The organism is Pseudomonas sp. NPDC086566, assembly GCF_050280885.1.
GTDB lineage: Bacteria > Pseudomonadota > Gammaproteobacteria > Pseudomonadales > Pseudomonadaceae > Aquipseudomonas > Aquipseudomonas vlassakiae.
Map to the genome: position 1 here is coordinate 377,864 of NZ_JBNNWD010000001.1, position 15,251 is coordinate 393,114.

General features: G+C 67.1%; 15 protein-coding genes. 14 read left to right on the top strand and 1 reads right to left on the bottom strand.

Going from position 1 to position 15,251, the window contains the following annotated elements:
- The first annotated feature begins 303 nt into the window (after positions 1 to 303).
- From ACQKPS_RS01715 to ACQKPS_RS01760, 10 genes are all read left to right on the top strand, one after another.
- Entirely contained in the window at positions 304 to 1,938 is a 1,635-nt protein-coding gene (locus ACQKPS_RS01715) for an ABC transporter substrate-binding protein (protein ID WP_427602319.1), read from the top strand.
- On the top strand, positions 1,935 to 2,921 hold the full coding sequence (locus ACQKPS_RS01720) for an ABC transporter permease (RefSeq protein WP_427602321.1): 987 nt from the start codon (positions 1,935 to 1,937) through the stop codon (positions 2,919 to 2,921). Before ACQKPS_RS01715 ends, ACQKPS_RS01720 begins: the two co-directional genes overlap by 4 nt.
- Complete coding sequence (locus tag ACQKPS_RS01725) at positions 2,918 to 3,781, top strand: ABC transporter permease (protein ID WP_427602323.1); 864 nt, start codon at positions 2,918 to 2,920, stop codon at positions 3,779 to 3,781. Before ACQKPS_RS01720 ends, ACQKPS_RS01725 begins: the two co-directional genes overlap by 4 nt.
- Positions 3,778 to 5,490 carry a dipeptide ABC transporter ATP-binding protein gene (locus ACQKPS_RS01730; RefSeq protein ID WP_427602325.1) on the top strand — a complete coding sequence of 571 codons (1,713 nt, stop codon included), beginning with the start codon at positions 3,778 to 3,780 and terminating at the stop codon, positions 5,488 to 5,490. The genes ACQKPS_RS01725 and ACQKPS_RS01730 overlap by 4 nt, the downstream gene beginning before the upstream one ends.
- 165 nt (positions 5,491 to 5,655) lie before the next feature.
- Positions 5,656 to 6,867, top strand: a complete 1,212-nt coding sequence (locus tag ACQKPS_RS01735) for an acyl-CoA dehydrogenase family protein (RefSeq protein WP_427602327.1) — start codon at positions 5,656 to 5,658, stop codon at positions 6,865 to 6,867.
- Entirely contained in the window at positions 6,864 to 8,246 is a 1,383-nt protein-coding gene (locus ACQKPS_RS01740) for an MFS transporter (RefSeq protein ID WP_427602329.1), read from the top strand. The genes ACQKPS_RS01735 and ACQKPS_RS01740 overlap by 4 nt, the downstream gene beginning before the upstream one ends.
- A gap of 154 nt (positions 8,247 to 8,400) precedes the next feature.
- Positions 8,401 to 8,622: an MbtH family protein gene (locus ACQKPS_RS01745; RefSeq protein WP_427602331.1), complete on the top strand. Its 222-nt coding sequence runs from the start codon at positions 8,401 to 8,403 to the stop codon at positions 8,620 to 8,622.
- Complete coding sequence (locus ACQKPS_RS01750; protein WP_427602333.1) at positions 8,619 to 9,338, top strand: thioesterase II family protein; 720 nt, start codon at positions 8,619 to 8,621, stop codon at positions 9,336 to 9,338. The genes ACQKPS_RS01745 and ACQKPS_RS01750 overlap by 4 nt, the downstream gene beginning before the upstream one ends.
- A 57-nt stretch (positions 9,339 to 9,395) precedes the next feature.
- Positions 9,396 to 9,947 (top strand): hydrolase, encoded by a 552-nt coding sequence (locus tag ACQKPS_RS01755; protein WP_427602335.1) that lies wholly within the window; start codon positions 9,396 to 9,398, stop codon positions 9,945 to 9,947.
- Between the two features lie 26 nt (positions 9,948 to 9,973).
- Positions 9,974 to 11,026: a DUF1615 domain-containing protein gene (locus ACQKPS_RS01760; RefSeq protein ID WP_427602337.1), complete on the top strand. Its 1,053-nt coding sequence runs from the start codon at positions 9,974 to 9,976 to the stop codon at positions 11,024 to 11,026.
- A 30-nt stretch (positions 11,027 to 11,056) separates the two neighbouring features.
- Here the strand turns inward: ACQKPS_RS01760 and ACQKPS_RS01765 are convergent, their stop codons facing one another.
- On the bottom strand, positions 11,057 to 11,968 hold the full coding sequence (locus tag ACQKPS_RS01765; RefSeq protein WP_254480364.1) for a LysR family transcriptional regulator: 912 nt from the start codon (positions 11,966 to 11,968) through the stop codon (positions 11,057 to 11,059).
- A gap of 94 nt (positions 11,969 to 12,062) precedes the next feature.
- Between ACQKPS_RS01765 and ACQKPS_RS01770 the strand changes: the two genes are divergently transcribed.
- The 4 genes from ACQKPS_RS01770 to ACQKPS_RS01785 all read left to right on the top strand — a co-directional run bounded on the left by ACQKPS_RS01770 (position 12,063) and on the right by ACQKPS_RS01785 (position 15,193).
- Positions 12,063 to 13,235: an MFS transporter gene (locus ACQKPS_RS01770; protein ID WP_427602339.1), complete on the top strand. Its 1,173-nt coding sequence runs from the start codon at positions 12,063 to 12,065 to the stop codon at positions 13,233 to 13,235.
- A gap of 65 nt (positions 13,236 to 13,300) precedes the next feature.
- On the top strand, positions 13,301 to 13,663 hold the full coding sequence (locus ACQKPS_RS01775; protein ID WP_283723042.1) for a DUF6508 domain-containing protein: 363 nt from the start codon (positions 13,301 to 13,303) through the stop codon (positions 13,661 to 13,663).
- 78 nt (positions 13,664 to 13,741) lie between these two features.
- A complete protein-coding gene (locus ACQKPS_RS01780; RefSeq protein ID WP_254480362.1) occupies positions 13,742 to 14,251 on the top strand; it encodes a sigma-70 family RNA polymerase sigma factor in 510 nt (169 codons plus the stop codon).
- A complete protein-coding gene (locus tag ACQKPS_RS01785) occupies positions 14,252 to 15,193 on the top strand; it encodes a FecR domain-containing protein (protein ID WP_254480361.1) in 942 nt (313 codons plus the stop codon).
- Positions 15,194 to 15,251: the final 58 nt, after the last annotated feature.

Below are 15,251 nucleotides of genomic sequence, written 5' to 3' on the forward strand. Positions count from 1 at the left end.
CGCGGCATGCGCTAAGGCGTCCGCGCGCAAATCCCCCAGGAATAATTGGCCCGAAACAGACGCAGGAGCGAGCGCAGCTCGCGATGCGCCGCGCGGGCGGCGCTCGATCTCACAGGCGCGAAAAACCTCAAGACAGGCACCTGTCCGCCTCAACCCATTACTGTCGCCACACCAACACCCCCCAAACACTTTGCCCCCATCCCAGCACCCAACCCCCGCCAAACCCCAACAAAATCAACGCCTTGAACCCGGCACAACTCCTGCAACAGACCTCCCACAGCCCAGTCCCCCGCAGGAGCGCCCTTGAACACACCGATCCTCCCCCTGATCCCGCTCTGCACCGCACTGGCCTTGCTCGGCTGCGAAAAAGCCGAGCAGCACACCGCGCAAAGCACCACCCCACAACCGGGCGGCACGCTGGTCTACGCCACCGACCGCGAACCCACCTGCCTCGACCCGCATGTGGCCGGCGACATGCCCCAGGTGTTCGTCGCCCAGCAGTACCTCGACTCGCTGGTGTCGATGGACAGCCAAGGCCAGATCGGCCCCTGGCTCGCCACGCGCTGGGAAATCTCCCCGGACGGCCTGCGCTACACCTTCCACCTGCGCCGCGATGTGCACTTCACCGACGGCACCCCGTTCAACGCCGAAGCGGTCAAGGCCAACCTCGACCACATGGCCAACCCCAAGACCCAGTCCAGCACTGCCGGTGGCTATATCCGCCAGTACCGCGGCACCAGGGTGATCGACCCCTACACCGCCGAGGTGACCCTGGCGACGCCTTACGCGGCCTTCCTCGAAGTGCTGGCCCAGGGCTTTCTCGGCATCCAGTCGCCCACCGCGCTGCTGCGCAGCCGCGACCAGAACTGCGAAAGCCCGGTGGGCAGCGGGCCGTTCAAGGTGGTGCGCTGGGACCGGCAGAACCAGGTGGAGCTGGTGCGCAACCCCGACTACAACTGGGCGCCGCCGACCGCGAAGCATCAAGGCCCGGCCTACCTTGACCGCATCGTCTGGAAGTTCATTCAGGAGCCGTCGGTGCGCTTTGCCTCCTTGCAGGCCGGTGAGGTTGACGTGATCGAAGCGCTGCCGCCCGAGTCCCATGAAGCGGCGCGGCGCAACCCGGACGTGGACCTGATCATCGCCCAGCGCCCGGGCAACCCCACCAATGGCACCTTCAACCTGCGGCGTGCTCCCTTCGACGACATCCGCGTGCGCGAGGCCTTCGTGCGCAGCGCCGATGTCGAAGGCGCGCTCAAGAGCGTGTACTTCGGCGAGTTCCCCCGCGCCGGTGGCCCGCTGAGCATCGCCACGCCGTTCTACAGCGGCGACTTCGAACACAGCCAGGACTACGACCCGGCCCGAGCCGCCAAACTGCTCGATGACGCCGGCTGGACCGGCCGCGACAGCGAGGGCTACCGCACGAAGAACGGCCAGCGCCTGCGCGCCGTGGTGCTGATTGGCGCGCGCACGCCACCCTCGGAACTGACCTTGTGGGAACAGGTGCAGGCCACCACCCGTCAAGCCGGCCTGGAGCTGGTGCTCGACCAGATGAGCGACGCCCAGGTCACCGCTCGCCAGGCCGCCTGGGACTACGACATCCGCGTCGGCTACTGGAACACCAACACCCCCGATGTGCTGCGCATCATCTTCACCACCGCGTTCGTGCAGCCCGCCGGAGTCGGCGGCTATCACCAGAACTCCTCGGGTTACGCCGACCCCGGCTACGACGCGCTGCTCGACAGCGCCCTGGCCACCCAGGACGCCGACCAACGCCGCCAGCGTTACTTCAAGGCGCAACAGCAGGCCGCCGCGCAGTACCTGCAACTCACCACCTACCCGCAAAGCACCCGCCTGGGCATCTACAAGACCGCCCACGGCGTGCGCCTGGAGCCTTCCCTGGCGGTGACCTACCTCTATGACGCATGGGTGAACAAATGACTACGACGACTCTGGCGGTGACCGACCCGCACCGCGAGCGCCTGGCCGCCCTCGGCCGGCGCGCCGCCATCCGCCTGGGTGGTGGTGTGCTGGTGCTGTGGGCGGTAGCGACGCTGACTTTCTTCGCCCTGCGCCTGATGCCGGGCGACCCGGTGCTGGCGATTCTCGGCGGCCCGAGCGCCAACCCGACGCCCGAAGCGATCGAAGCTGCCCGCGTGGAGTTCGGCCTCGACCAGCCACTGGCCGTGCAGTACCTCTTTTACCTCGGGCGCCTGCTGCAAGGTGACCTCGGCGTGTCGTACTCACAGCACTTGCCGGTGACCCGCGTGCTGGCCGAGCAGGGTGGGGCGACACTGGAACTGACCATCGCCGCGTTGGCGCTGGCCTGGCTGCTGGTCCTGCTGCTGACCGTGGTCACTGCCGGGCGGGGCAGGCTGGTGGGCGGCATCGCCTCGCTGGCCGAAACCCTCAGCGCCGCCTTGCCGCACTTCTGGCTCGGCGTGGTGCTGCTGGCAGTGTTCGCCTTCGGCTTGCGCTGGTTCCCGCCCGCAGGCAGTGACAGCTTCGCCAGCCTGGTGCTGCCGGCGTTCTCCCTGGCGATTCCGTTGGCCGGCTTCATTGCCCAGGTCACCCGCGAATCCCTTGAGCTGACCCTTGAACAACCCTTCGTGCTCACTGCCCGCACACGGGGCCTCAGCGACCTGGCCGTGCGGTTCCGCCACGCCTTGCGCCATGCCTTGCTGCCGGGCGTTTCGCTGTCAGGCTGGGCCATCGGTGCGCTGATCAGCGGCGCGGTGGTGTGTGAGGTGATCTTCTCGCGCAAGGGCATCGGCCGTCAGCTGTACCAGGCGGTGCAGGCCCAGGACATGCCCCTGGTGATCGGCGTCAGCCTGGTGGTGGCGGCGGGCTATGTACTGGCGAACATTCTGGTCGACCTGCTGTACCAGTGGATCGACCCACGGCAACAGGAGGCCGCAGCATGACAGACCTGACCCTTGACCAAGCGCTTGCGCCGTTGCGTCGGCAACGCCAGCTGCAGCTGCCACCCCTGGGTGCCAGCCTGGCGATCCTGTTCCTCTTCACCCTGGTGTTGGCTGCAATGGTGCCGGGATTGTTCACCGCTATTGACCCGCTCGCCATCGTCCCGCGTGACGCTTTCCAGCCGCCAAGCTGGGCGCACTGGCTGGGCACCGACCAATCGGGCCGCGACATCTTTGCGCGGATCATCCATGGTGCGCGGCAAAGCCTGTTGATCGGCGTGGCGGCCACGGCCATCTCCATGGCCATCGCCATTGCCCTCGGTTTGCTCGGGGGGCTTGGCGGCGCCCGTGTGGACCGAGCGGTGGGCTGGACGCTGGAAGTGCTGTTCGCCTTCCCCAGCCTGGTGCTGGCGCTGCTGTTCGTGGCGGTGTTCGGCAGCGGCGTCGGCCCGCTGATCGTCGCGACCGGTCTGGGCGGTGCGCCGGGCTATGCGCGCATGGTCCGTGGCCAGGTGCTGGCGGTGCGCAATGCCGGTTACATCGAGGCGGCGCAGGCCTTGGGCCATCCGACCTCACGCATCGTGCTGCGCCAGCTGCTGCCCAACGCGATGCGGCCACTGGTGGTGACGCTGACCATGGGCGTCGGCCAGGCCATCGTCTGGGCCTCGGCGCTGAGCTTCCTTGGCTTGGGCGCCCGGCCGCCAGCGCCGGAGTGGGGCACCATGTTGTCCATGGGGCGTGACTTCATCGCCAACGCCTGGTGGCTGACCTTCTTCCCCGGCCTGTTCATCGTTCTCACCACCTTGGCCACGACGGTGACTGGCCGCTACATCCAACAACGTCTGGAGGGCCGCCTGCCATGAGTGACAAGACCTTGGTCGTCGAAGGCCTGAACGTGGCTTTCGAGGGCCGCAGTGTGGTGCGCGACCTGTCCTTTACCTTGGCGCCGGGCCGCTGCGTGGCGCTGGTGGGCGAGTCGGGTTCAGGCAAGAGCGTCAGTGCCCGCAGCCTGGTTGGCCTGGCAGGCGCGAGGGCTCAGGTGAGCGCTAGCCGACTGAGCTTTGCCGGGCATGACCTGCTCGACTTGAGCGAACGCCAGTGGCGTGGGGTACGCGGCAAGGACATCGGCTTCGTGCTGCAGGATGCCTTGGTGTCACTCGACCCCCTGCGGCCGGTGGGCAAGGAAATTCTCGAAGTGTTGCAGACGCATGGGTACGGCGACCGCCAGTCGCGGACAGCACGGGTGCATGAGTTGCTTGAGCGGGTCGGGGTGCCCGACGTCGAATTGCGCGCCCGGCAGCGCCCCGGGCAGTTGTCGGGTGGCCTGCGCCAGCGTGCACTGATTGCCAGTGCCCTGGCCTTGGACCCTGCGCTGGTGATCGCCGATGAGCCGACCACTGCGCTGGACGCCACGGTGCAGGCGCAGATCCTTGAGGTGTTCCAGCAGATCAAGGCGCGCGGCGCCTCGCTGTTGATCATCAGCCATGACCTGGCGGTGGTCGCGCAACTGGCTGACGAGGTGGTGGTGCTGCGCCATGGCGAGGTGGTGGAGCAGGGGCCGATGCAGCAGGTGTTGCGTCAGCCTCGGCATCCGTATACCCAGGCCTTGCTGGCGGCAGTGCCGGCCGAGCATCCCCGTGGCAGCCGGCTGTCACCGGAGCGCGCGGGTGTGCGCCGTGCGCCACGGCCAGGTGCGCACCGCGACGTGTTGCTCGAAGGCCGTGGGCTGGGCAAGCGCTACCTCGGCCCGGACGGCCTGTTGCGCCAAGTGGTGCAGGGCGTCGACTTCACCCTGCGCGCCGGGCGCACCCTGGGCATCGTTGGCGAGTCCGGCTCGGGCAAGACCACCGTGGCACGCATCGCCCTTGGCCTGTTGCAGCCCGACCAGGGCGAGGTGCTGTATCGCGGCCAGCCGTGGAACCGCCCGGGCGATGCCGTCAGCGAAGCGACGCGGCGGCCGTTGCGCCGGGAGATCAGCGTGATCTACCAGGACCCGCTGGGGTCGTTCGACCCGCGCTGGAGCGTGGCGCAGATTCTCGATGACGCCTTGCAGGTGGCCGGTGTCGAAGCGCCGGCCCGGCCGGCACGTATTGCCGTGCTGCTCAACCAGGTACGGTTGCCGGCCGACCTCGCCCGGCGTAGGCCACTGCAGCTGTCCGGTGGCCAGCGCCAGCGTGTGGCAATCGCCCGGGCAATTGCCAGCGAACCCAGAGTGATCATCTGTGACGAACCGGTGTCGGCGCTGGACGTGTCGGTGCAGGCCCAGGTGCTCGACCTGCTGGCCGACCTGCAGGACGAACTGGGCCTGGCCTACCTGTTCATTTCCCACGACCTGGGGGTGATCCGCCATGTCAGCGACGACGTGCTGGTGATGCGCCACGGGCAGGTGGTGGAACAGGCGCCGGTCGAAGTGTTGTTCGAGCGCCCGGCCCACGCATACACCCAACGGTTGCTTGGCGCAGTACCGCGCCTGCCTGGCAGCGGCGCCGATCTGGTGGTGCCGCCGCTGGACCTCGAACACGAGGCCTTCGACCTGTTCGACGAAACCCGCCTCTGGAAAATCGCGATCTGATGCCTTGCTCCATCTAAAGACTGACGCGCCCCCTCTGTGGAAGCGGGTTCACCCGCGAACACCGGCGAAGCCGGTGCCAGGCACCGCGGCGCCTGCTTCGCGAGTAAACCCGCTCCCACAGGGACGGCGTTTCACATTCGAGTGTTGTATTTGAAGGACTGAACCATGACCACTTTCCAACGTTTCCCTACCCAGGCGCCTGCGACCGATGCCGCGCAGCTGAAGGCCCGGATCCTGGCCCTGTTGCCCGCCATCGGCGCGGGCGCCGCACAGCGCGAGCGCGAACGCCAGCTGCCCCACGAAGCCATCGCCCAACTCGCAGCCGCCGGGCTCTACACCGTGCGTATCCCGGCCCAGTATGGCGGCCCCGGTGGCAGTGTCAGCGATGTCATCGAACTGCTGCTGCACATCGCCTCGGTCGACTCCAACGTCGCCCAGGCCCTGCGGCCGGGCTTTGCCTTTGTCGAAGGCCTGCTGGCCGCCCAGGGCGATGCTGCCGAGCAGGAGCGCGAGCGCTGGTTTGCCCGGTACCTGCAAGGCGCCGTGATCGGCAATGCCGGCTGGGAACTGGGCGGCGCCAACGGCTCCATTGCAGCACGCCTGGTCCGCGAGGGCGATCACTGGCGCGCCAACGGCAGCAAGTTCTACAGCACCGGCGCATTGTTCGCCGACTACGTCAGTGCGGTAGCGCTGGATGAGGACGAACAACCGGTGTCGTTCATCCTGCCGCGTGACCGTGAGGGCCTGGAGCTGGTCGACGATTTCGACGCCATGGGCCAGCGCCTGACCGCCAGTGGTACCACACACCTGCGCAATGTGCGGGTCGAGGCCAGCGAGATTCGCACGCGCACCGTCGAGGAGGGCAAGCGCACCGTCGTCACGCCGTTCTTGCAGCTGTTTCTCGGCACCGTGCTGGCCGGCATCGCCCGCAACGCGCTGGATGACGCCACACGCTTCGCCCGCGAGCATGCCCGGCCAATCAAGCACAGCACGGCCAGCCGTTCGGTGGATGACCCCTACGTGGAACTGTCGGTAGGCGACATTGCCGCCCGCGCCTATGGTGCCGAGGCGCTGGTGCTCAAGGCCGCAGGGACGATCGACAGGGCCTGGGCCGCGCAGTTGGACGACGCGGCCGTGGAGCAGGCCGCCATCGAGGTGGCGCAAACCCAGTACCTGGTCGCCGAGCTGGCGCTCAAGGCGGCGGAAACCCTGTTCGACGTCGGGGGGGCTTCCACCACCGGCCGTCAGCACAACCTTGACCGGCATTGGCGCAACGCCCGCACCGTGGCCAACCACAACCCGCGCCAGTGGAAGGCAGCGGTGGTCGGTGCCTGGCAGCTCAAAGGTACCCGCCCACCTGTGTCGGGGCTGTTTTGACCGCCCAGCCGGCCTTGCTGGCCGGCCATCTGCAAAGCCCCAAGGTGCCGGTGATCATTGGCGCTGCGCTGTTCATGGAACTGCTCGACAGCACGGCGGTGATGACTGCCTTGCCGCAGATGGCCGCCGACTTCGGTGAACCCGGGCTGCGCATGAACCTGGTAGTTTCGCTGTACATGCTCGCCCTGGCCCTGTGCGTGCCGGTCAGCGGCTGGGCGGCCGAACGCTTTCACCCACGCCAGGTGATGTTGCTGGCGATGGGCTTGTTCACCGCTGCCTCGCTGGCCTGCGCCCTGGCCGAGACGCTCTGGCAGCTGTGCCTGGGGCGCATGCTGCAGGGGGCGGCGGGGGCGTTGATGACGCCAGTGGGGCAGGTGATCATCCTGCGCTGGTCTAGCCGAGAACAGTTGCTGCAGGCCATGTCCTGGCTGGCTTTGCCGGCCTTGGTGGGGCCGTTGATCGGGCCACTGCTCGGCGGGTTGCTGGTGACGGTGCTGTCGTGGCACTGGATCTTCCTGGTCAACCTGCCGATCTGTCTGGTCGGTTGCTGGCTGGTCCTGCGCCATGTGCCGGACTACCCGCCACGGCAGGTGCCGGCGCTGGATGGGCGCGGCCTGCTGCTCAGTGGTGGCGCCTTGGCCATGCTGGTGTTCGGCCTGGAGTCGCTTGGGCTGGGGCAATTGCCATGGGCCTGGGCATTGGCGCTGGTTGGCGGTGGCGTCGCCTGTGCCTTGGGTTATCTGCTGCACGCCCGGCGGCACCCCAATCCTCTGGTCGATCTGTCGCTGTTGCGCCTGCGCAGTTTTGGCGTGGCCCAGGCCGGTGGCGGGCTGTTTCGCCTCGGTTCGGCGGCGCAGCCATTCCTGATCGTGCTGTTGTTGCAGAACTGCCTGGGCATGAGCCCGCTGGCGGCAGGCTGGCTGGTGGTCAGTGGTGGCGTAGGGGCGCTGCTGATGAAGCTGCTGGCTGTGCCGTTGGTGCGGCGCTACGGCTATCGACGGGTGCTCAGTTGCAACGCCGCGCTCAGCGCTGCGGGCATTGCCCTGTGTGCCAGCTTCGATCGCGATACTGCGGTCTGGTTGATGGCGGTGGTGCTGTTTGCGGCGGGCCTGGTGCGCTCACTGCAATTCTCGACCTTGGGGGCTGCGAGCTATCAGGACGTGCCCGGGGAACGTTCGGCGGCGGCCAGCTCGCTGTCGGCGATGTCTGTGCAATTGACCATGGCCATGTCGGTGAGCCTGGCCGGGGTGATGCTAGGGCTGTTGGCCGGGCTGGACGGGCGCAGTGAAACGTCGGTGGCCGACATTGCTACGGTGATGTTGCTTTGCGCCGGGGTGTGCGGGGCGTCCGGGTTGGTGTTCCGGCGTTTGGCCGGCTGATTGTTGTGTTGCCTGTGTCGGCCCTTTCGCGGGGCAAGGCCGCTCCTACAGGGATTCTCGCCAGGGTCGCTAATTTTTCAGAAGCTTCCTACGTCTACCTGAGAACTTCCCTGCGCCAAGGCGCAGTGGCATCCATCACTCAAGGAGACAAGCAATGACTTCCGTATTCGACCGCGACGATATCCAGTTCCAGGTAGTGGTCAACCACGAAGAGCAATACTCCATCTGGCCCGACTACAAGGCCATCCCCGAAGGCTGGCGCGCCGTCGGCAAGCGCGGCCTGAAGAGGGACTGCCTGGCCTACATCGACGAAGTCTGGACCGACATGCGGCCCTTGAGCCTGCGCCAGCAGATGGCCGCAGCTGCCGCCCAGTGACTCCGCTCAACCTGCTGTGCCTGCCGTATTCCGGGGCCAGTGCCATGGTCTACAGCCGCTGGCGGCGCAAGCTGCCGGCCTGGCTGCAGGTATGCCCGGTAGAACTGCCTGGGCGTGGGGCGCGCATGGGCGAGCCGCTGCAGACCGACATGCAGGCGCTGGCCCGGCAATTGGCCAGTGAGCAACGCCTGGCCGTCAACGCGCCTTATGCGTTGCTCGGCCATAGCCTTGGCGCACTGCTGGCCTTCGAACTGGCCCACGAACTGCGCGCATTGGGCTGCCCGGCACCGCTGGCGCTGTTCGCCTGTGGCACGGCGGCGCCCACCCGGCGTGAGGATTACGATGGCCACAACTGGCGCGACCCCAAGACCGATGAACAGCTCAAGTCCGAACTGCGCGAACTCAATGGCACGCCGGAGGAGGTGCTGGCCAATGCCGAACTTATGAGCCTGACCTTGCCCACCCTGCGCGCCGATTTCCTGCTCTGCGGCCGATATCTCTACCGTCAGCGGCCTGCCTTGCAGTGCCCGCTGCACGTGCTCGGTGGCGAAGCGGACCGGGCCAGCGCAGAACAACTGCAGGCCTGGCGCAGGGAAACCGTCGGCGCCTTTTCGCTGCAGATGTTCCCCGGTGGTCACTTCTTCATTCACGAGCACGAGGACCGGGTACTCGCCGCGCTGACACAAGCCCTTGAGGCCCATCGGCGTTCCGCCTGATTGACGGCGCCGCCTGCCTGGGGGAGGCTAGGCCTTTTCCCAGGCAAGAGGCGGACAATGCTGATCGAACATCACAAGGCCACGTTGCTGGTGGTCGACATCCAGGAAAAGCTCATTGGCGCCATGAGCGACCCACAAGGCACTCGCGCCCGCGCGCGCTGGTTGCTCTCGGCCTGCCATGACCTGGAACTGCCTATCGTGATTTCCGAGCAGTACCCCAAAGGCCTCGGTCACACCTTGCCGGAACTGATCGCGGTCGCCCCGGCAGCAGAGGTGGTGGAAAAGACCCACTTCTCCTGCGTGGCCGCCGAATGCTTGCCGGCCGGCCTGATGGCCCGTGAGCAGGTGATCGTCTGTGGCATGGAAACCCACGTCTGCGTGCTGCAGACCGTGCTTGGCCTGCTGGCCCTGGGCAAGCGGGTGCTGGTGGTCGAGGATGCCTGCGACAGCCGTACCCCGGCCAACAAAGGCGCGGGCCTTGCGCGCATGAGCCAGGCTGGGGCGCAGGTGGTAACCGGGGAAATGGTCCTGTTCGAGCTCATGGGCAGCGCCAGCCACCCGCAGTTCCGCCACATCAGCAAGACCTACCTGGTCGGTGAACACCCCTGAACGGCCGTCTGTTGGCGGCCGGGCTGATGGCCCTGGCGCTGTTGCAGGGGTGCGCCGGGCGGCGCGAGGAAGAGCCGGAGGCCGACCCGGCCAAGGTGCGTGCCCAGCTGATGCGCCTGCTGCCGGTTCAGGCCAAGGACCGCGAAGGCTGGGCCAGGGATATCCAGGTGGCGTTCGAGGCCCAGCGCATTGCGCCGAGCAAGCGCAACCTGTGCGCGGTGCTGGCGGTGACCGAGCAGGAGTCGACCTTCAATGCTGACCCGCAGGTGCCCGGCCTCGGGCGCATCGCCCGTGAGGAAATCGACCGCCGAGCGGCACGCCTGCACGTTCCCAAGCTGCTGGTCGATGCTGCACTGAAGACGCCTTCGGGCAATGGCCAGAGCTATCAGCAGCGCCTGCTGGCAGTGCGCAGCGAGAAGCAGCTGAGCGCGCTGTACGACGAGTTCATCGCTCGCTTGCCGTTGGGCAAGACCTTGCTGGACGGCTTGAACCCCGTGCACACCGGCGGGCCGATGCAGGTCAGCATCGATTTTGCCGAAAAGCACGCCAAGGATTATCCCTACACCTATGACGGCACCATTCGCCAGGAAGTCTTCAGCCGCCGTGGGGGCATGTACTTCGGTATTGCCCATCTGCTCGGCTATCCGGCGCATTACGAGCGCCAGCTGTACCGCTTCGCCGATTTCAACGCAGGGTGGTACGCCAGCCGCAATGCCGCGTTCCAGGCTGCCTTGAGCAAGGTCACGGGGGCCGCCCTGGCGCTGGATGGCGACCTGGTCGCCCCCGGTTCGATCATGCCCGGCAGCACTGAGCAGGCGGCGCGCAAGCTCGGGGTCAAGCTGGGGCTGCGAAACACACAGATTCGCAACCAGCTGGAGCTCGGCGACAGCCTGGCGTTCGAGGACAGCAAGCTGTACAACGGGGTGTTTGCCCTGGCGGATGCGGCGGCGGGCAAGCCGCTGCCGCGCGCCGTGTTGCCAGGTATCGAGCTGAAGAGCCCGAAGATAACCCGCAAGCTGACGACCGCCTGGTTTGCCGGGCGGGTGGATGAGCGTTATGAGCGGTGCATGAATCGATAGCGCATTGCCAAGGGCCAGCACGCCGCATGTTCAGGCCGACAGCAACGGCCAGCCCTGGTGACGCTCCACCAGAAAATCCACGAACACCCGCACCCGTGCCGGCATCGCCGGCCCGCCGACGAACACCGCATGCAGCGGTTCGCGGTCGCCTGGGTTGTAGTCCTCCAGCAGCGCCACCAGTTGACCGTTTTTCAGCTCATCGGCTACGGTAAAGGTCCCGATCCGGGCAATGCCCGCCCCCAGCCGGGCCAGTTGCGCCAACGCCTCGCCACTGCTGCACTCGATATTCCCCGTCACCTTCAGTGAAAAATCCTCCCCCGCCCGGCGAAACGGCCAATCCGGTGCCGCACGCCGGAAGTTGAAGCGCAGGCAGTTGTGCTGCGCCAGGTCCTCCGGCACCTGCGGCGCGCCGCAGCGTGACAGGTACTCGGGCGAAGCGACCACCACCTGGCCGGTATGACCGATGCAGCGTGCACTGAGCGAGCTGTCTGGCAGTTGGCCAAAGCGCAGCGCCACGTCGGCCTGACCGCCATGGATATCGGCGATTTCATCGCTCAGCGTCAGGTCTACCAGCACCTGCGGATACAACGCGCTGAACGCCGTCAGCAACGGCACCACCGTCTGCCGCCCATGCCCCAGCGCCGCGCTGACCCGCAAGCGCCCACGCGGCACGCCCTGATCGGTGATCGCCTCTTCGACTTCCAGCAGGTCGGCCAGGATGCGCCGCGCCCCGCGCAGGTACGCCTCGCCCTCGGTGGTGAGGGTGATCGCCCGGGTGGTGCGCAGCAGCAGGCGGGTACCCAGGCGGTGCTCGGCGCGGGCGATGATGCGGCTCACCGCCGAGGGTGTCAGGCCCAGCTCGCGGGCCGCGGCAGACAGGCTGCCGGCATCCACCACCTTGGCAAAAACCTCCATTTCCCCGGATCGCCCGTTGAAGTCCATCTGTGCCTCCAGCGCAAAGGTGGTTGCCGGAAAACCGGTCTAGTGCATTCAAAAGTCAGATCGTAGCATTCCCGTCATAGATAAGGAGCCTTGTATGCGTATCAATCCCCCTCTTGTGGCGCTCGCCATCGGCGCCTTCGGCATCGGTGTCACCGAGTTCGCCCCCATGGGCATGCTGCCCGGCATTGCCAGCGACCTCGGCGTGTCGATCCCGGCGGCAGGCCTGTTGGTCAGTGCCTACGCCTTAGGCGTGCTGATCGGTGCCCCGCTGATGACCCTGGCCACCGGCAGAGTGCCGCGGCGCTACCTGCTGATCGGGCTGATGGCCATCTTTACCCTGGGAAACCTGCTGTCGGCCCTGGCCACCGACTACCAGAGCCTGCTCATTGCACGGGTGGTGACCTCGCTCAACCATGGCGCCTTCTTTGGCGTCGGCTCGGTGGTGGCGGCCAGCGTGGTGCCGCCCGAGAAGCGGGCAGGGGCGGTGGCCGCCATGTTCATGGGCCTCACCCTCGCCACCATAGGCGGTGTGCCGCTGGCCACCTGGTTCGGTGAGCTGCTCGGCTGGCGCACCGCGTTCTGGGGCATTGCCGGCCTGGGCCTGGTGGCGATGGCTTCGCTGTGGTTCGCACTGCCCAGTGTGCCGCTGCCCAAGAGTGCGGGTGTGATGGCCGAAATCCGTGTGTTGGGGCGGGGGCCGGTGCTGGCGGCGCTGACCCTGACCGTGGTCGGCTCCAGCGCGATGTTCACCGTGTTCACCTACATTGCGCCGATCCTGCACAGCCAGGCGCAGGCTTCCACGACCTTCATCACCGCCATGCTGGTACTGTTCGGCATTGGCCTGACCTTGGGCAACGTGTGGGGCGGCAAGGCCGCGGATCGCTCGGTCGAGCGCACCTTGATCGTGTCGTTGCTGGTGTTGATTGCCGTGCTGCTGGTGTTCCCGGCGATGCTTGGCTGGTCGCTGCCGACGGCGCTGGCGATCCTGGTCTGGGGCATTGCCAGTTTCGCCCTGGTGCCGCCGCTGCAGATGCGCGTGATGGATGCCGCCAAGGACGCGCCCAACCTCGCCTCGGCAGTGAACATCGGCGCGTTCAACCTTGGCAATGCCATCGGTGCGGCGCTGGGTGGCGCGGTGATCAACGCCGGCTTGGGGTACTCGGCGGTGTCGTTTGCCGGGGCTGGGATGGCGCTGCTGGGGCTGCTGCTGACCATCGCCTGGCGGACGCGGACGCGGCCGGTAGTGCCGGTGCAGCAGGCGGCGTAACGGACGGTGGGCTGCAAAGCAGCCCCGTTTGTGTAGACTTGCCGGGTGCCGATAAGGAAATCACCATGCATCCCACCCAGGCCGATATCGAAGCCTTGCTGTCCTACCAAGCCCAGCTCTACCCCAATGGCGTAGCGATCAAGACCTACACCCTCCAGGCAGGCAGCCATTGGCCCGATTATGAGCCAGTGGTCAGCGCCTTTTACCAGGAGGCCGCCAGGGACTGCTGGATCGATGTCAATTACCGGCCCACCGCCGACCACTTGCTCAGCGCCCCCGACACCATCGCCCAAGCCACCTTGCCCCAACTGCAGAGCCTGCTGACCTACTGCGTGCGCGGTGAACGCTTCTGTGACGGCCATTGGGCGGCCATGATCGAACGGGGCCACGTGCAGCGCATCCTCTCGCGTTTGGCCGCGTTTGCCTGAAGGCACATAAATAGCTTGGCTTGATACGGTGGTGCAAATTAGAATCGGTCGCATTCAAGCCTTGCCAGAGCCGACCCCATGACCGATCTCGCTCCGCCTCCGGAGCCCAGCCTGCCTGCCCTCTACCGCGACCACCGCGGCTGGCTGGAAGCCTGGCTGCGGCGGCGCCTGGGCAACGCCTGGGATGCCGCCGACCTCAGCCAGGACACCTTCCTGCGGGTACTCACCAGCGCCCAGCCGCTGGCGGACATTCGCCAACCGCGTGCTTACCTGCTGACCGTGGGCAAGCGCCTGCTAAGCAACTTTCACCAACGCCGCAGCCTGGAACAGGCCTACCTCGACGCCCTGGCGCAACTGCCCGAGCAGAGCCTGCCGTCGCCGGAGCAGCGCTGGATCCTGCTGGAAACCCTGCATGCACTGGATGAGCTGCTCGACGGCCTCAAGGCCCCGGTGCGCAGGGCCTTCCTCTGGAGCCAGGTGGAAGGCCTGGGCTACTGCGCAATCGCCGAACGCCTCGATGTCTCTGAACGCACGGTAAAACGCTACATGGCGCAGGCCTACGAGCATTGCCTGCTGGCAGAACTGTAAATGGCCGCGCCTGCCGACGCCCGCGAAGTGGTGCGTGCCGCCGCCCGCTGGCTGGCGCTGCTGGAGTCTGGCCAGGCCAGCCAGCGCGACCTCCAGCGCCTGGCTCAATGGCGGGCCAGCGACAGCCTGCACGAGGACGCCTGGCAGAAGGCGCAGCTGCTGCGCCAGCGCTTCTCGCAACTGCCTGGCGAGTTGGCCATGGCGACGCTCGACCGGCCGGACGCTCGCCGTCGTGCCGTGCTCAAGCAGGCCTTGGGCGTTGCCGCGCTGGTACCGACGGCCTGGCTGCTGAGCCGGCAGTTGCCGCTGGATGCCTGGACCGCCGACCTGCATACGGCGATTGGCGAACGCAGGCATCGGGTATTGAGCGACGGTACGGTCTTGCAGCTGAACACCGACAGCGCCGTCGATGTCGACCTCGCGGCCCGGCGCGTGAAGCTGCTGCGGGGCGAGGTGGCGGTCGCGGTCCCCGCTGCGGTCGACCTGGTAGTGCAGGTGCCGTATGGCCAGGTCCAGGTCAGGGGTGGCGAGGTCTGCGTGCGGCTTTTCGATCAGGCTTGCCGGGTGTCGGTGGTAAAAGGCTTGGCGACCCTGCAGCCGCTGCGCGGCAATCCTGTAGTGCTGCAGGCCGGCCAGCAGGCCAGCTTGCGTGCCAGCGGGCCAGGCCCGGTCATGGCCGTGGATGATCTGCTGTTGGGCTGGCGCGACGGCGTGCTGCGCCTGGACGACCGCCCGCTGGGCGACCTGCTGCACGAGCTGCGCAGGTACCGTCCGGGCCTGCTGCGTTGGGCAGCGGAGCTTGAACGCCTGCGGGTCACCGGCACCTTTCGCCTCGACGACACCGACCGAGTGCTGGCGCTGCTCGCCGCCAGCCTGCCGCTGGAGGTGCATGCCCGCACCCGTTACTGGGTGACGCTGGTCCCGCGAGAAAATCGTGCCTGAGGCTGTCCCCTTTTTTTCCCTCGTCGGTCATTACCGATAAGAGAACGCAAAGGGAGCC